Origin of the sequence: Paracoccus pantotrophus, assembly GCF_008824185.1 — a bacterium.
Taxonomy (GTDB): domain Bacteria; phylum Pseudomonadota; class Alphaproteobacteria; order Rhodobacterales; family Rhodobacteraceae; genus Paracoccus; species Paracoccus pantotrophus.
Genome location: NZ_CP044426.1, coordinates 1424228 through 1439583 on the forward strand (window position 1 = coordinate 1424228; position 15356 = coordinate 1439583).

12 protein-coding genes and 2 pseudogenes are annotated in these 15356 nt (G+C 68.1%); 8 read left to right on the forward strand and 6 right to left on the reverse strand.

The annotated features are described in order from the left end of the window. Positions 1–127: 127 nt before the first annotated feature. Genes rfbA through rfbC form a run of 4 tightly spaced genes read right to left on the reverse strand, consistent with a single transcriptional unit; the run spans position 128 to position 3490 of the window. A complete protein-coding gene (gene rfbA, locus ESD82_RS17575; RefSeq protein ID WP_024845985.1) occupies positions 128–1030 on the reverse strand; it encodes a glucose-1-phosphate thymidylyltransferase RfbA in 903 nt (300 codons plus the stop codon). Beyond that, the gene (gene rfbD, locus ESD82_RS17580) at positions 1027–1878 is read right to left on the reverse strand and encodes a dTDP-4-dehydrorhamnose reductase (protein WP_147427719.1); all 852 of its coding nucleotides are present in this window, start codon (positions 1876–1878) and stop codon (positions 1027–1029) included. The genes rfbA and rfbD overlap by 4 nt, the downstream gene beginning before the upstream one ends. Then, positions 1875–2912 (reverse strand): dTDP-glucose 4,6-dehydratase, encoded by a 1038-nt coding sequence (gene rfbB / locus ESD82_RS17585; RefSeq protein WP_147427718.1) that lies wholly within the window; start codon positions 2910–2912, stop codon positions 1875–1877. Before rfbB ends, rfbD begins: the two co-directional genes overlap by 4 nt. After that, the gene (rfbC, locus tag ESD82_RS17590; protein ID WP_024845982.1) at positions 2909–3490 is read right to left on the reverse strand and encodes a dTDP-4-dehydrorhamnose 3,5-epimerase; all 582 of its coding nucleotides are present in this window, start codon (positions 3488–3490) and stop codon (positions 2909–2911) included. The genes rfbB and rfbC overlap by 4 nt, the downstream gene beginning before the upstream one ends. Positions 3491–3690: 200 nt before the next feature. Here rfbC and ESD82_RS22500 point away from each other — a divergent pair, with 200 nt between their 5' ends. Further along, on the forward strand, positions 3691–6915 hold the full coding sequence (locus tag ESD82_RS22500) for a calcium-binding protein (RefSeq protein ID WP_167521785.1): 3225 nt from the start codon (positions 3691–3693) through the stop codon (positions 6913–6915). A 242-nt stretch (positions 6916–7157) separates the two neighbouring features. Next, a pseudogene (locus tag ESD82_RS22700) lies at positions 7158–7286 on the forward strand (IS5/IS1182 family transposase); the annotation flags it as partial. A gap of 103 nt (positions 7287–7389) precedes the next feature. On the opposite strand, the gene ESD82_RS17605 reads toward ESD82_RS22700, so the two are convergent. After that, positions 7390–8142 carry an ABC transporter permease gene (locus ESD82_RS17605; RefSeq protein WP_024845634.1) on the reverse strand — a complete coding sequence of 251 codons (753 nt, stop codon included), beginning with the start codon at positions 8140–8142 and terminating at the stop codon, positions 7390–7392. Between the two features lie 976 nt (positions 8143–9118). Between ESD82_RS17605 and ESD82_RS17610 the strand changes: the two genes are divergently transcribed. The 6 genes and pseudogenes from ESD82_RS17610 to ESD82_RS22330 all read left to right on the forward strand — a co-directional run. Next, positions 9119–10237 (forward strand): capsule biosynthesis protein, encoded by a 1119-nt coding sequence (locus ESD82_RS17610; protein ID WP_036764947.1) that lies wholly within the window; start codon positions 9119–9121, stop codon positions 10235–10237. A 4-nt stretch (positions 10238–10241) separates the two neighbouring features. Then, a complete protein-coding gene (locus ESD82_RS17615; RefSeq protein ID WP_024844137.1) occupies positions 10242–10910 on the forward strand; it encodes an ABC transporter ATP-binding protein in 669 nt (222 codons plus the stop codon). 75 nt (positions 10911–10985) lie between these two features. Continuing rightward, a complete protein-coding gene (locus tag ESD82_RS17620) occupies positions 10986–11411 on the forward strand; it encodes a ketosteroid isomerase-related protein (protein ID WP_024844136.1) in 426 nt (141 codons plus the stop codon). Next, the gene (locus ESD82_RS17625; protein WP_024844135.1) at positions 11408–11989 is read left to right on the forward strand and encodes a GNAT family N-acetyltransferase; all 582 of its coding nucleotides are present in this window, start codon (positions 11408–11410) and stop codon (positions 11987–11989) included. The genes ESD82_RS17620 and ESD82_RS17625 overlap by 4 nt, the downstream gene beginning before the upstream one ends. Positions 11990–11997: 8 nt before the next feature. Then, positions 11998–12855, forward strand: a complete 858-nt coding sequence (locus ESD82_RS17630; RefSeq protein WP_024844134.1) for a carbon-nitrogen hydrolase family protein — start codon at positions 11998–12000, stop codon at positions 12853–12855. A 549-nt stretch (positions 12856–13404) separates the two neighbouring features. Next, a pseudogene (locus tag ESD82_RS22330) lies at positions 13405–13554 on the forward strand (IS110 family transposase); the annotation flags it as partial. A 219-nt stretch (positions 13555–13773) separates the two neighbouring features. On the opposite strand, the gene ESD82_RS17645 reads toward ESD82_RS22330, so the two are convergent. Further along, a complete protein-coding gene (locus ESD82_RS17645; protein WP_147427715.1) occupies positions 13774–15231 on the reverse strand; it encodes an MORN repeat-containing protein in 1458 nt (485 codons plus the stop codon). Positions 15232–15356: the final 125 nt, after the last annotated feature.

A 15356-nucleotide genomic window follows, 5' to 3' on the forward strand; every position in this document is an offset into this window, starting at 1 on the left:
CCGCCTGGACGGCAGGCACCCGATTCGCGGCAAGCCGCGCCAAGATCCGGACGTCGCGGAATGCGGGCCGTCCGGCCAGGCCGGGCCCGGACGGGTCCGCAATGCATTCGGACGGTTGCCGGGCCAGCTATTCCCCCTCGCCCAGCAGGCGCAGCAGATAGCGGCCATAGGCATTCTTGGCGCATTGCCCCGCCCTGGCCCGCAGTTCGTCAGCGGAAATCCAGCCGGCCTGGAAGGCGATCTCCTCGGGGCAGCCGGTCTGCAGGCCCTGGCGGTTTTCCAGCGTGCGCACGAAATTCCCCGCATCCAGCAGGCTGGCATGGGTGCCGGTATCCAGCCAGGCGAAGCCGCGGCCCATCTTCTCGACGCTCAGCTGGCCCTCGTGCAGATAGCTCTCCAGAAGCGTGGTGATCTCCAGCTCACCCCGGTCCGAGGGGCGGACCTCGGCCGCGCGCCGCGGCGCCGTGCCGTCCAGGAAGTAAAGCCCGGTGACGGCGAAATTCGACGGCGGCTCGGCCGGTTTCTCGACAATGGCCCGCACCCGGCCCGCCTGATCGAAGTCGACGACGCCATAGCGTTCGGGGTCGGACACCTGGTAGCCGAAGACCGTGCCGCCCGTGTCGCGCCGGTCTGCGGCCTCCAGCAGCAGGGGCAGGCCGTGGCCGAAGAAGATGTTGTCGCCCAGCACCATGGCCGAGGGCGCGCCCGCCAGGAAATCCTCGGCCAGCAGATAGGCCTGCGCCAGCCCGTCGGGCGAGGGCTGCACCAGGTAGTGAAAGCCGAGCCCCCATTGGCTGCCGTCGCCCAACAGGCGGCGGAACTGGTCCTGGTCCTCGGGGGTGGTGATGATGGCGATCTCGCGGATGCCCGACAGCATCAGCACGGTGATCGGGTAATAGATCATCGGCTTGTCATAGATCGGCAGCAGCTGCTTGGACAGGCCCATGGTGATCGGATAAAGCCGCGTGCCCGAGCCGCCGGCCAGGATGATGCCCTTGCGGCGGCTGGCGGAATTTTCGGATTGGGTCATGGTTTCAGCTCCTGCAAGACCTTGGCGAGACCGGCGCGCCAGTCGGGGCGACTGATGCCGAAATCCCGCTGAATGGCGGCGCAGTTCAGGCACGAATTGGCCGGGCGCCGGGCGGGGGTGGGATAATCCGCCGTGGAAATCTCGGTGACGCGGCAGGAAAGTCCGGCCTGCGCCATGATCTCGCGCGCAAAGCCGGCCCAGCTGGTGTCGGGGCTGCCCGCGAAGTGATAGATCCCCCCGCGCGAGGCGTCACCGCGCATCGCGCCCAGCATGGCCAGGCAGGCTGCGGCGATATCGGCCGCCGGGGTCGGGCCGCCCTGCTGGTCGGCGACGACGCGCAGTTCCTCGCGCTCGGCGCCCAGCCGCAGCATGGTCCTGACGAAATTCGCGCCATGGGCCGAGAACACCCAGGAGGTGCGCATGACCGCCCATTGCCCGCCGGCGGCGGCGATGCCCCGCTCTCCGGCCAGCTTGGTCGCGCCATAGACGCCCAGCGGGCCGGTCGGGTCGGTTTCCACCCAAGGTCGCTCGCCCGAGCCGTCGAAGACGTAATCGGTCGAAATATGCAGGAAAGGCACGCCGATCTCCGTCGCGGCCCGGGCCATGGCAGCGGGGGCCTCGGCATTGATGGCGCGGGCCAGGTCGGGCTCGGATTCGGCGCGGTCCACGGCGGTATAGGCCGCGGCGTTCAGCACCGCCGCACAGTCGGATGCCCGGATCGCCGCGGCGCAGGCGGCTGGATCGGTCAGATCGGCCTGGTCGCGGCCGAGGAATCGCGCCCCGGGCGCCAGCCGCGCCAGCTCGGTCGCGACCTGTCCGGTGCGGCCGAAGACCAGAAGGTCCTTCATGCCGTGCCGAGCCTTTCCCCGACCCCCTGCCGGGTCAGCAGCGGCCGCCACCACTCCTCGTTTTGCAGATACCATTCGACGGTGCGCCTCAGCCCCTCCTCGACCGTGACCGAGGGGCGCCAGCCCAACTCGCTGCGGATGCGGGTCGGGTCGATGGCATAGCGCCGGTCGTGGCCCGGCCGGTCAGCGACGAAGGTAATGAGCCGGTCATGCGGCGCGGCATCCGGGCGCAGCCGGTCCATATGGCCGCAGATGCTGCGCACCAAGTCGATATTCCTGGCCTCGTTCTCGCCGCCGATATTGTAGCTGCGGCCGATGCGGCCCTTTTCCAGCACCAGCAGCAGCGCAGCGGCGTGGTCTTCGACATAAAGCCAGTCGCGGACATTGCCGCCGTCGCCATAGACCGGGATCGGCCGGCCGTGCAGCGCGTTCAGGATCACCACCGGCACCAGCTTTTCCGGGAAATGGAACGGCCCGTAATTGTTCGAGCAATTGGTCAGCACCACCGGCAGGCCATAGGTCTCGTGCCAGGCGCGGACCAGGTGGTCCGAGGCGGCTTTCGAGGCCGAATAGGGGCTGCGCGGGTCGTAGGGCGTGTCTTCGGTGAACTGGCCGGTCTCGCCCAGCGAGCCGAAAACCTCGTCGGTCGAGATGTGGTGGAAACGAAACCCCTCGGGCCGGCCCTGCGCGGTCCACCAGGCCCGCGCCGCCTCAAGCAGGTTGTAGGTGCCGGTCACGTTGGTCTCGATGAAGGCGCCCGGCCCGTCGATCGAGCGGTCCACATGGCTTTCCGCGGCCAGATGCATGATCGCATCGGGCCGGTGCGCGGCCAGGATGCGGTCCAGCGCGGCGCGGTCGCGGATGTCGGCCCGTTCGAAGGCGTAGAGCGGGCTGCCGGCCGCCGAGGCCACGTTCTCCAGATTGGCGGCATAGGTCAGCGAATCGAGGTTCACCACCGAATGTCCCCGCGCCACCGCCAGCCGCACCACCGCCGAACCGATGAATCCCGCGCCGCCGGTCACCAGAATCTTCATAATCTCGCCTCGTACTCAAAAGGCCCCTCATAGGTGAAAGGGCTGTCGAACTCGTTCAATGTCGGTGCGGCCGCATCCTTGGCCGACAGGATCGGCGGGCCGGCGACGCCCCAGTCGATGCCGATACTGTCCCAGACCACCGATCCGTCGCAATCGGGCGCATAATAATCCGTACATTTATACAGGATTTCCGTGTCAGGCTCGCGCGTGACGAAACCGTGCAGGAAGCCCGGCGGAATCCACAGCTGGCGGCCGTTTTCAAAGGACAGCTCGCAGCCGGTCCATTGGCCATAACTCGGGCTGCCCCTGCGGATATCGACCGCCACGTCGAAAAGCCGGCCGCGCCCGCAGCGCACCAGCTTGCCCTGGGCATGGGGCGGGGCCTGGAAATGCAGCCCCCGCAAGGTGCCCGCCGCCGCCGATAGCGAATGGTTGTCCTGCACGAATTCCGGCAGGTCCAGCCCCGCCCGATGCAGGGTCTTTCGGCTCCAGCTTTCGCAAAAGAACCCGCGATCATCGCCGAACCGCCGCGGAACAAGGACCAGCACGCCCGGAAGCGAGGTCTTTTGGATCTGCATCTGTCTCTACCAGATTTGCCTTGCGCAGAATGCGTATGGAGCAACTCCCAAAGGCGCGCAAGCGGCGCGCCGCCGGCGCAGCCTATGTCCGCGGCAATTAAAATGCACGGGGAATTACGCGTGACTTCGTGTGCCGGTTTGGCACCCTGTCGGGGCACGATCCCGACCGCCACGCCCGACCGCCACGAACGAAGCCCGCAATGCGATACCGCCACGTTGCCACCTATATCGGCCCCCAAGCACCCTTCGTGACCAATATCACGAATCTGCGGACCTTTTCCGGCCCGGAGGGGCATGCGCTTTACAGCATCACCCATCTCGGCGGCGGCATCGCGGCCTATCGCGTCACCTCGGCCAACCAGCCGATCGAGATGATCGGCGCCCAGCCCCATGCCGCCGCGCTGGGCTATGGCGGCACCCCGGATGCCAGCATCGTCACGCTGAAGGGCGGGCCGGTGCTGTTCGGCACCGGGCTGCGCGATGCGCTGGGTGCCGGCATCCTGCTGGACGGCCAGGGCGGGTTTCGCGACGGCGCGTCGCTGGCCGGGCCGGCAGGGCTGCCCGCCGACGTGATCCGGCTAGGCCAGTTCCAGACGCCGCAGGGGGATTTCCTCTATTCGGCCCGCGACGGGCAGACGGCCTTCGACATCTGGCGGCTGGCCGCGGACGGCGCCATCGCCCATGTCACCCGGGCGGCGCTGCCGCTCGGCTCGGGCGTGCAGGGGACCGAGATCGACGACATGCTGGTGGCCACGCTGGCCGACCGCAGCTTCATCATCTCGGCCTCGGCCACCGGCAACTATGTCGCGGTGCAAATGATCCATGCCGACGGCTCGGTCGGCACGGCGCATATGCTGTGGTCCTGGCACGGCCTTGGCATGGACCAGCCCAGCCACCTGGCCACGGTCGCGGTGGGCGGCGTAACCTATCTGGTGGTCGCGGCGGCGCAAAGCTCGTCCCTGACCACCATGCGCCTGACCTACGAGGGCGCGCTTCTACCGGCCGATCACGTCATCGACGAACGCAACACCCGCTTTGCCGGCGCCACCGCGCTTGCGACCGCGACCCTGGACGGCCGCGCCTTCGTCTTCGTGGGCGGCGGCGACGACGGGCTGAGCGTCTTCACCGTGCTGCCCGAGGGGCGGCTGCTGCACCTGGCCACGCTGGTCGACACCAACGACCGGGCGCTGGCCGATGTCTCGGCGCTTTCGGCGCTGGTGATCGACGGCAAGATCGCGCTTTTCGCCTCGTCGCGCACGGAAAGCGGCATCACGCAATTCGTTTTCGAACCGGGCGGCATCGGCCTGACGCGGGTGGTCGGCGCGGGCTGGCAGTCGGGGACCGAGGGCAACGACATGATGCAGGCCAGCGCCGAGACGAGCAGGCTGGAGGGCGGCGCCGGCGACGACATCCTGATCGCCGGCAGCAGCCCGGTGCAGATGACCGGCGGCGCCGGCGCGGACATCTTTGTGGCGGCCGAGGTCAACGGCAAGATCACCATCACCGATTTCGAGCCGGGGGTGGACCGTCTGGACCTGTCCTTCCTGGGCATGGTCCGCAATGTCGGGCAGTTGGGGTTCAGGCCGGAAAGCTATGGAATCAGGATATTTTACGGAAATTCGGTTATCTGGGTCATGACACGGGACAATACGATGCTGCAGGCCAGCGCCTTTGACAATTCGCTTTTCCCCATCGCGCATTACGCGGCCCCCGACATGCGCACGACGGTGGTGGGCACGGCGGGCAACGACACGCTGAGCGCAGGCCACAACGGCTCGGACGTCTTCGGCCATGCCGGCGACGACCTGCTTCTGGGCGGACCGGGGGACGACAATCTCCAGGGCGGGCCGGGCAACGACACGCTGGAGGGGCGGGACGGCAACGACCTGATCTATGGCGGCAACGGCAATGACAGCCTGGTCGGAGGGGCTGGCGCCGATACGCTGTATGGGGACGCCGGGCATGACACGCTGGCCGGACATGCTGGCGATGACCAACTGTTCGGCGGCGACGGCAACGACCTGCTGTTCGGTGGCAACGGCAATGACAGCCTCGTCGGCGGATCCGGGGCCGATACCTTGCGCGGTGAACCTGGCAACGACACGCTGGCCGGACATGACGGCGATGACCAACTGTTCGGCGGCGATGGCAACGACCTGCTGTTCGGTGGCAACGGCAATGACAGCCTCGTCGGCGGATCCGGGGCCGATACCTTGCGCGGCGAGCACGGAAACGACACGCTGGCCGGACATGACGGCGATGACCAGTTGTTCGGCGGCGATGGCAATGACCTGCTGTTCGGTGGCAACGGCAATGACAGCCTCGTCGGCGGATCCGGGGCCGATACCTTGCGCGGTGAACCTGGCAACGACACGCTGGCCGGACATGACGGCGATGACCAGTTGTTCGGCGGCGATGGCAACGACCTGCTGTTCGGTGGCAACGGCAATGACAGCCTCGTCGGCGGATCCGGGGCCGATACCTTGCGCGGCGAGCACGGAAACGACACGCTGGCCGGACATGACGGCGATGACCAGTTGTTCGGCGGCGATGGCAATGACCTGCTGTTCGGTGGCAACGGCAATGACAGCCTCGTCGGCGGATCCGGGGCCGATACCTTGCGCGGCGAGCACGGAAACGACACGCTGGCCGGACATGACGGCAATGACCAGCTGTTCGGCGGCGACGGTAACGACCTGTTGCAAGGAGACGCGGGCAACGACCTTCTGGAAGGCGGTCCGGGCAACGACACCCTCCTCGGCGGCGAGGGGTATGACCTGATGCGGGGCGGCGACGGCAACGACGTGCTAAGGGGCGGTCCGGGCCATGACACGCTTCATGGCGATGCCGGCGCAGATGAACTCAATGGCGACGACGGCCACGACCTGCTTTACGGCGGCGAAGGCAATGACACCCTGCGCGGCGGCCCCGGCCATGACAGCCTGTCCGGCGGTCTCGGCGATGACCTGCTGGACGGCGGCCCGGGCAATGACGAAATTTTCGGCGGCGAGGGCAACGACACCCTGATCGGCGGGACCGGTCATGACAGCTTGCTTGGAGGGGCCGGCGACGACCTGCTTCAGGGCGGTGACGGCAGTGACACGCTGGCAGGCGGGGCGGGCTCCGACACGCTGGTCGGCGGGCTTGGCGCCGACGTGTTCGTGTTCTCGGCCACCGAAGACCTGGACGGCAGCATCGATGTCATCCTGGATTTCCAGCCTGGCGAGGACAGGATCGACCTTGCAGGCCTGGGACTGACCTTTATCGGCAGCGAGAATTTTTCCGCTCCGGGTCAGCTTCGCGCCGACTGGTCGCAGGCCGGCGCGCATCGGCTTCTGGTCGACCTGGACGGCGATGGCACGGCCGAGCTGACGATCGAGCTGGGCGGGCTGGAGCAGTTGAACGCCTCGGACCTGCTTCTCTAGCCTTGGCCGAGGCGAAGGTCCGCCCGATCCGGATGTTCCTCTCGGCAGACCAGACCTCCGACTATATCGGGGCGCGGGCGCTCCTGTCGTCTATCCCACGGGCCGGGGCGCTGCTCGGGGAGCGGGGCTAGGATGCCGACGGGTTCCGCAACGCGCTGATCGAGACGGGCATTTCACCCTGCATCCCCTCCCGCACCGGTCGCAAGATACCAATCCCGCACAACGCCGACCTCTACCGCCAACGCCGCAGGATTGAGAACATGTTCGCCAGACTGAAGGACTGGCGGCGCAGCGCAGCCCGCTACGATCGCCGCCCCATCCTGTTTCTCTCGGCCTGCGCCCTCGCCGCGACCGTCATCTATTGGTTGTGAGGCCTGACATAGGGACGAGCCCCCTTCCCGTTTGCCTTGGCATGCCGGGGATCCGTCCTGCTGTCCTGGCCTTCTGTTCCGGCCGCCCCGTCCGCTTGGGGCTTCACCTTTCGAGGAGCTTGCGGTGGTTTCTCTCGAGCAGGGCGAGGCCCGCCAGCATGAGGGCGAGGGCGAGGGCGACGACATAGGCCTGGCTGAGATAGCCGGCCTCGTAGGTGGGATAGAAGCCGCGCCGCATCAGCCCGGTGCAATGGATCAGCGGGTTGTACCACAGCAGGTTCTGCGCCTGGACCGGCATCATGTCGTAAAGGAAGATCACCCCCGAGATCAGGAACAGCGGCCGGGTCAGGATGTGCCAGACCCGCTCCCAGACCGGGAAGGCGTTCATCAGGTAGCAGTTCAGCACCCCCACCCCGGTGCCCAGCAGCGCCACCAGCAGCAGCGCCTCGAAGACCGAGGGCATGTCCACCGGCCCCGGCAGCTGATAGGCCAGGAAGATGCCGCCGATCACGATGGCGATCACCGCGACATGGGTCAGCGCGTTCAGCACCACCCGCGCCAGCAGCGCATCGAGGAAGGTCACGCTGGGATAGGCCAGCAAGGGCCGCGAGAAGCGGATCGAGGCGGCAGTCTTGTTGGCCAGGTCGGTGAACATGGCAAAGGGCAGGTAGCCGGTGGCATAGAACAGCGGGAAGTTCGAGCCGAGGCCGGGGCTGCGCAGCGCCATGCTGAACAGCACCGACAGAAGCGCCACGCCCAGCACCGGCTCGAGCACCGCCCAGACATAGCCGCCGGCCGAGCGGCCATAGCTGGTGGCCATCTCGCGCAGCATCAGCGCCACCACGGTGCGCGGCATGCGAAAGCGCGGCCCGTTGCGCGACGGGTGCTGCGGCCGGCGGACCCGCGGCGGGCGGGCTGCGCCGGCCTGGCCCTGGGGGCGGCGGATTTCTGGGGCGGTATCGGACATGTGAACGCAAACACTGGCCTGGACGGGCGGCAATATGTAACAACTGCGGCCGAAAGGTAAACCAGCGAAAGCGCAGCTGCCCGTGACCACCCCCTCCATACCGGCCGGCGACCAGGCCGGCCAGCCGGCCGAGCCGGCCAGCCGGGCGCCGGGCGCCGCCCCGCGGCCGGTCGAGGCCGCCGCGCCCCGGCCGGCCGCACCCGCATCGCAATCCACAACCCCGGCCGCAACCCCGGCCGCATCCCAGCCTGCAATCCAGCCCGCCTCCCAGCCCGCCCCAGGCGCCCGGCCCCGGCCCGGCCCGGCCCCCCGCCCCTTCCAGGGCCAGCAGGGCCTGGGCGCCCAGGCACGGATCCAGGCGCATATCCAGGCCCAGGCCCAGCCACAGGCACAGGCCCAATCGCGGGGCCAGGGGCCGGGCGACGCCGCGGCGGCGGGGACGCAGCCGCAGGCGCGGCCGCAAGAGCCGCCGCCAAGGCCGGCGGCAGGCAGCAGGCCGGGCCGGCCGCCCGCCGCCCCGGCCGGCCCGCAACAAGGCCCGCAACAAGGCCAGCCATCGGGCCAGCCATCGGGGCAGCCATCGGGGCAAGGCGGGCCGGCGGCGCAGGATCGCCAGCCGGCCCCGGCCGCCTCCCAGGCGCAGCCCCAATCCAGGGCCCCATCCCAGGCTCCATCCCAGGCCGGCCCCCAGCCGCAAGCCCAGGCCAGGCCGCCGGCGCTGCGCCCGCAAGGCCAGCCGATCCCGGTCCGGCCCATGCCGCCTGCCGCGCCCCCTGCCTCCCGGCCGCCCGCGCCGGCCCCCGCTCCGGCCCCCGCTCCGGCCCCCGCCCCCGCTCCGGCCCAGCCCCTGCGCCCGCCGGCCCGCATGGCCGAGCCCCGGCGCCGGCACTGGCTGATCCTGGGCTCCTTCCTGGCGCTGGTGGTGCTGCCCAGCCTCGCCTGGGCCGGCTATCTCTGGCTGCGCGCCGAGGACCAATATGTCTCGACCGTCGGCTTCTCGGTGCGCAAGGAACAGTCCACCTCCTCGATCGATCTCCTGGGCGGGCTGGCGCCGCTGACCGGCGCCGGCGGCAGCGCCTCGGATACCGACATCCTCTACGAATACATCCGCAGCCAGGACATGGTCGAAAGGATCGATGCCAGCCTCGACCTGCGCGCCCGCTTCTCGCGCGCCTGGCCGCATGACTTCGTCTTCGCCTTCGACCCCGAGGGCCATGTCGAGGATCTGACCGATTACTGGCAGCGCCAGGTCAAGGTGCTCTACGACAGCACCACCCAGCTGATCACCCTCAAGGTCAGCGCCTTCACCCCCGAGGACGCCCAGCAGATCGCCGCGGCGGTGTTCCAGGAAAGCTCGGACAAGATCAACCAGCTCTCGACCATCGCCCAGGACGACGCCACCCGCCTGGCCAAGGCCGAGCTCGACAAGGCCCGCGCCGAGCTGACCGAGACCCGCCAGGCCATGACCGCCTTCCGCATGCGCTCGCAGATCGTCGATCCCGAGGCCGATCTCGCCGGGCAGATGGGGGTGCTGAGCGGGCTGCAGGCGCAGCTGGCCGAGGCGCTGGTCGCCCATGACCTGCTTTTGGACAATGCCCAGCCCACCGACCACCGCGTCACCCAGTCCCAGCAGAAGATCGACGCGCTGCGCCGGCTGATCGAGGCCGAGCGCGCCAAGTTCGGCGCCGAGGGCCAGGGCCCGGCCGGCGAAAGCTATGCCCAGCTGATGGCGGAATACGAAAAGCTGGCCGTGGACCGCGAATTCGCCGAGGGCGCCTATCGCTCGGCCCGCATCGCCCATGAGACGGCGCTGGCCGAGGCGCAGCGCCAGGCCCGCTACCTGGCCGCCCATATCGAGCCCAAGGTGGCGCAAAGCCCGACCGAGCCGGACCGGCCCTGGCTCTGGGCGATGATCACCGGCATGCTGCTGGCCGGCTGGTCGATCCTGGTGCTGGTCTATTACAGCGTCCGCGACCGCCGCTAGCGCCATGATCCGGCTCGAGAACCTGACCAAGATCTACCGGCTCAACGGCCGCGAGACCCTGGTGGCGGACAATCTGAACGCCGAGTTCCCGACCGGGGCCTCGGTGGCGCTTCTGGGCCGCAACGGCGCCGGCAAGTCGACGCTCCTGCGCATCATCGCCGGCACCGTGCTGCCCACGGCCGGCCGGGTGCTGTCGGACGGCACGATTTCCTGGCCGGTGGGGTTCTCGGGCAGTTTCCACCCCGATCTGACCGGGGCGCAGAACGTGCGCTTCGTGGCCCGCATCTACGGCGTGGACACCGACGAGCTGGTCGATTACGTCGCCGATTTCGCCGAGCTGGGCCAGCATTACCACCAGCCCTTCGGCAGCTATTCCTCGGGCATGCGCTCGCGGCTGGCCATGGGCACCTCGATGGGCATCCATTTCGACACCTATCTGGTCGACGAGGTCACCAGCGTCGGCGACGCCAATTTCCGCGCCAAGTCCCAGCGCGTCTTCGCCGAGCGCATGGCCCGATCATCCGCCATCGTCGTCAGCCATTCCATGCCCATGATCCGCAACATGTGCACCATGGGCGCCGTCCTGCACAACGCAAGCCTCACAATCTTCGACAACATCGACCAGGCCATCAAAAAACACGAGGAAATCCTCAGACTCCCACAGACAAAATAAAAAAGCATCCGCCAAAGGGCGGAGGTGACGCAGCCAAACAGGCGCGCTAGAGGGGGACCAAAGAAGGAGACCGCCATGGATACCAAGGCCCTGATCGCCGCCTATTACGACGCCTTCAACGCCGGCCGCACCGACGAGATGCTGGGCTATCTGCATGACGAGGTCGAGCATCACGTCAACGAGGGCGGCATCCGCCGCGGCAAGGCGGCCTTCGCCGCGTTCAACGCCCACATGACCCGCAGCTATCGCGAGGAACTGACCGGCATGGTGATCTTCGCCAATGAGGCCGGCGACCGGGCGGCGGCGGAATTCGTGGTCAACGGCACCTACCTGGCCACCGACGAGGGCCTGCCCGAGGCGAAGGGCCAGACCTATGTCCTGCCCGCCGGTGCCTTCTTCACCATCCGCGACGGCAAGATCGCGCGGGTGACGACCTATTACAACCTCGCCGACTGGACGCGGCAGGTCTCGGGGCAGGTCTCGGGGCAGGTCTCGGCGTGATCCGCACCGAATGCCTGACCGGGGATGCGGTTGCCGCCGTGCTGGACGACCTGGCGCGGCTGCGCATCGCGGTATTCCGCGACTGGCCCTATCTCTATGACGGCGACCTGGGTTATGAGCGCGATTACCTGCATGCCTATCAGTCGCCCGGCGCGGTGGTGGTCGCGGCCTGGGACGGCGACCGCATGGTCGGCGCCGCGACCGGCGCGCCGATGGAGGACCATGCCGGCGATTTCGCCGCCGCCTTCGCCAACCGGCCCGAGCGGCTGGACGAGATCTTCTATTGCGCCGAATCGGTGCTGCTGCCGGACTATCGCGGCCATGGCCTGGGCCATGCCTTCTTCGACGGGCGCGAGGCGCAGGCCCGGGCGCTTGGCCGCCGCTACAGCGCCTTTTGCAGCGTGATTCGCCCCGAGGACCACCCACTGCGGCCCCCCGCCTATCGCCCGCTGGACGGGTTCTGGCTGAAGCGCGGCTATGCGCCCTTGCCGGGCGTGGTCGCCGGTTTCGACTGGAAGGACATCGGCGAGAGCCGGTCGACCCGCAAATCCCTGCAATTCTGGATGAAACCCCTGTGAGCCGGATCGTGAAAATCGCCGCCGCCGCCTATCCCTTCGACTGGCTGGCGGATCTGGACGCTTATCGCGCCAAGATCGGCGCCTGGGTCGAGAAGGCCGCCGATTGCGATCTGCTGGTCTTTCCCGAATATGGCGCGATGGAGCTGGCCTCGCTGGGCGGGCGCGAGGTGGCGGGCGACCTGGAGGCCTCGCTGCACGAGGTCGCCCGGCACGAGGCCGCGCGCGACGCGCTGCATGCGGAACTCGCGGCGCGGCATCGGCTGCATATCCTGGCCGCCTCGGGGCCCTGTTTCGACGGGCCGCGCCCGGTCAACCGGGCGGTGCTGTTCGGGCCGCGGGGACGGATCGGCCATCAGGACAAGCAGGTGATGACCCGGTTCGAGCGCGAGGACTGGAACGTGGTCGGCGCCCCCGGCCTGCGGGTCTTTGACACGCCCGTCGGGCGGCTGGGCGTGCTGATCTGCTATGACAGCGAGTTTCCGCTGCTGGGCCGCGCGCTGGCCGAGGCGGGGGTCGAGGTGGTGCTGGTACCCTCCTGCACGGACACGGTGGCGGGGTTCAACCGGGTCCGCATCGGCGCCATGGCCCGCGCGCTGGAAAGCCAATGCGTCGTGGTGCAGGCACCGACGGTGGGCTGCGTGGACTGGAACCCCGCCATCGACGAGAACCGCGGCGCCGCGGCGATCTATGCGCCCCCCGACGGGCTCTGGCCGGAAAGCGGCGTGCTGGCCGAGGGGCTGATGGACGTGCCAGGCTGGGTCAAGGCCGAGCTGGACCTGGACCTGGTGGCCGAAAGCCGGCGGAACGGGCGGGTGCTGCCCTTCGCGCATTGGCCCGAGAGTGCGGCGGTGCGACTGGTGGATTAGAACGGGCCGCAACGCCCGCACCATTAACCGAATCTTGTAACCGAATCTTGGCAGTTTCTGTTGGAGAATCCTCGGCGACACGGGGGTTCTCTGACATGAACATGATTTACACGGAAGCGTATCGGACGACGTTCGATGCTTATCTGTGCAAGGGCATTCCGCTTCGGCTGACCTTGAAGCAGGCAGGGTCGCCAGACCAATACGTCTGGCGCTGCTAGAACGACGATCAGGTGCGGGCGAACCATCGCGCGAACGATGGCCGGGTGTTTTCATGGAACGATCCGCCTGACACCGGCCATCCGGGCGAGGTTTACAACTACCGCTAGCGAGGCCGTGCCCTATATGCCCGGCGAGACAGAGCTCGCGTTTCACGAGTTTACATCCGTGTATTCACGCCAAGCGCCGTTCGCCGTGAAAACCTGGATTTCGTGAATCACTATTGTTTTGGCGGCGGGCAGGCGCCGAAGGATCACGCGACTGGGTGCGGAATCTTGGCGCAATCGGGTGCCGAAAAGCGCAAGAGCATGCAGGGTCAAGAAATGGTCATGGCTGAAAGCCTGGGCCATGAGCCTGGCAAAGCGAGCCGGCCTCAAGAAGGCGGTTGTGGCTCTGGCCCGACGCCTTGCCGTGATCATGCACAGAATGTGGATTGATGGCAGCGATTTCCGCTGGTCGCGGGAGGGAGTCACGGCAGCATAATCGTGTAGGCAAGAAGCAAGAGCTCCACCGCTGGTGGGAAGGTGTCCTTCGCGGGACGACGGGCGAGACGAGTTCGCAATGGGTCCAGTTCCGACAGCACATGTTGTCAGGCCGCGAATCAGATTGGACCGCCTCGCTCTTCTGATCCCATGATGGGAGAGCCGCCCGCAGCATCCGACACGAACAAGGCGAAGGCGGACGGTCGCCCCGAACCCTGGCCTATTCTGCCACGGCAGGCTCCTGCGGCACCGCCCCATCTGGCGTCTCGGCGCCCTCGGGCACTGCCGCGCCCTCGGCGGGCACGGCCAGGCGGTTGTCCTCCCATTCGCCCGAGGCGACCTGGCCGGTGGCATAGCGCATCACCCCCGCGCCCTGGCGCTTGCCCATGACGAAATGGCCGCTATAGACATCGCCATTGGCATAGGTCGCGACGCCCTCGCCGTCGATCTCGCCCTGCTTCCAGCTGCCCTCGTAGCGGAAACCGTCCGGCGCGATCAGCCGGCCCTTGCCATGGCGCAGCCCGTCCACGAAGGAGCCGTCATAGGTGGTGCCGTCGGGATAGGTCGCCTGCCCCTGCCCGTGCCGCTGCCCGTCGCGCCAGGCGCCGTTATAGACATAGCCGTCCGGATAGGTCATGCGGCCCTGCCCCTCGTTGCGGCCGCGCTTGAAGCCGCCCTCGTAGACCAGGCCGTTGGCGTATTTGGCGACGCCCTGCCCCTCGATCACGCCGGCGACCCATTCGCCGTCATAGCTGGCGCCGTCCGGATAGGTGATCAGGCCGCGGCCATGCGGCAGGTCGGCCATCAGCGCGCCCTCATAGACCGAGCCGTCAGGATAGGTGATGCGGCCCAGCCCTTCCATGCGGCCCTCGACCCAGTCGCCGGTATAGACATAGCCGTCGGTGCCGGTGAAGGTGCCGGTGCCCCAGCGCTTGTCAGCGCGGAAATCGCCCTCGTAGCGGTCGCCATTGGCATAGGTGGCGACGCCCTTGCCCTCGCGCTTGCCATTGGCGAAGCGGCCCTCATAGCCGTCGCCCGAGGGCTGGGTCAGCTTGCCCTGCCCGGCCATCTGCCCCGCCGACCAGCTGCCCTCGTAGACCAGCCCGTCCGGCATCCTCAGCTTGCCCTGGCCGGAACGCTGGTTGGCCCGCATCTCGCCTTCGTAGCTGGCGCCGTCGGGATAGGTGATCTTGCCGAGGCCCTCCTTGACGCCGGCCTTCCAGTCGCCCTCGTAGCGATAGCCGTTGGGCTGGGTCAGCACGCCCTTGCCGTCATGCAGCGCGTTCAGGAAGCCGCCTTCGTAGACCGAGCCGTTGGCGTAATGCGCCACGCCCTGCCCGACGATCTGGCCGTCCTGCCAGTCGCCCTCGTAGCTGCCGCCGTCGGCATAGGTGATCTTGCCCTTGCCATGCGGCTTGCCGCCGGCGAAAGCGCCCTCGTAGACCGAGCCGTTGGGGAATTTCGCCACGCCCTGGCCCAGGATCTCGCCCTCGACCCAGTCGCCGGTATATTCGTAGCCCGAGGGCAGCCTGTAGGTGCCGCGGCCGTGCTGCTTGCCGTTGCGGAAGGTGCCCTCATAGACGCCGCCGTCGTCATATTGCTTGGTGATGACCGCCTGCGCGCCGGCCATGCCCGCGCCGGCCAGGATCACCGCGCAGGCGACAAGGGCTGCCTTCATGGGTGCTGCACTCCGCCTCGTTGCTGCTTTTGCCATCGGTTTATCGCAAGGGGCGCGCCGGCGCAAAGCCCGACTTTTCCTTTGCCGCGCCGTCGCCTATCAACGGGCCGAGATCCGGTAAGGAA

Coding starts and splice junctions, on each gene's coding strand:
- ESD82_RS17620 (WP_024844136.1), top strand. CDS start 10,986: ATGGATACCAAGGCCCTGATCGCCGCCTATTACGACGCCTTCAACGCC.
- ESD82_RS17610 (WP_036764947.1), top strand. CDS start 9,119: ATGGCCGAGCCCCGGCGCCGGCACTGGCTGATCCTGGGCTCCTTCCTG.
- rfbC (WP_024845982.1), bottom strand. CDS start 3,490: ATGCAGATCCAAAAGACCTCGCTTCCGGGCGTGCTGGTCCTTGTTCCG.
- rfbD (WP_147427719.1), bottom strand. CDS start 1,878: ATGAAGGACCTTCTGGTCTTCGGCCGCACCGGACAGGTCGCGACCGAG.
- rfbB (WP_147427718.1), bottom strand. CDS start 2,912: ATGAAGATTCTGGTGACCGGCGGCGCGGGATTCATCGGTTCGGCGGTG.
- ESD82_RS22500 (WP_167521785.1), top strand. CDS start 3,691: ATGCGATACCGCCACGTTGCCACCTATATCGGCCCCCAAGCACCCTTC.
- ESD82_RS17645 (WP_147427715.1), bottom strand. CDS start 15,231: ATGAAGGCAGCCCTTGTCGCCTGCGCGGTGATCCTGGCCGGCGCGGGC.
- ESD82_RS17615 (WP_024844137.1), top strand. CDS start 10,242: ATGATCCGGCTCGAGAACCTGACCAAGATCTACCGGCTCAACGGCCGC.
- rfbA (WP_024845985.1), bottom strand. CDS start 1,030: ATGACCCAATCCGAAAATTCCGCCAGCCGCCGCAAGGGCATCATCCTG.
- ESD82_RS17605 (WP_024845634.1), bottom strand. CDS start 8,142: ATGCCGCGCACCGTGGTGGCGCTGATGCTGCGCGAGATGGCCACCAGC.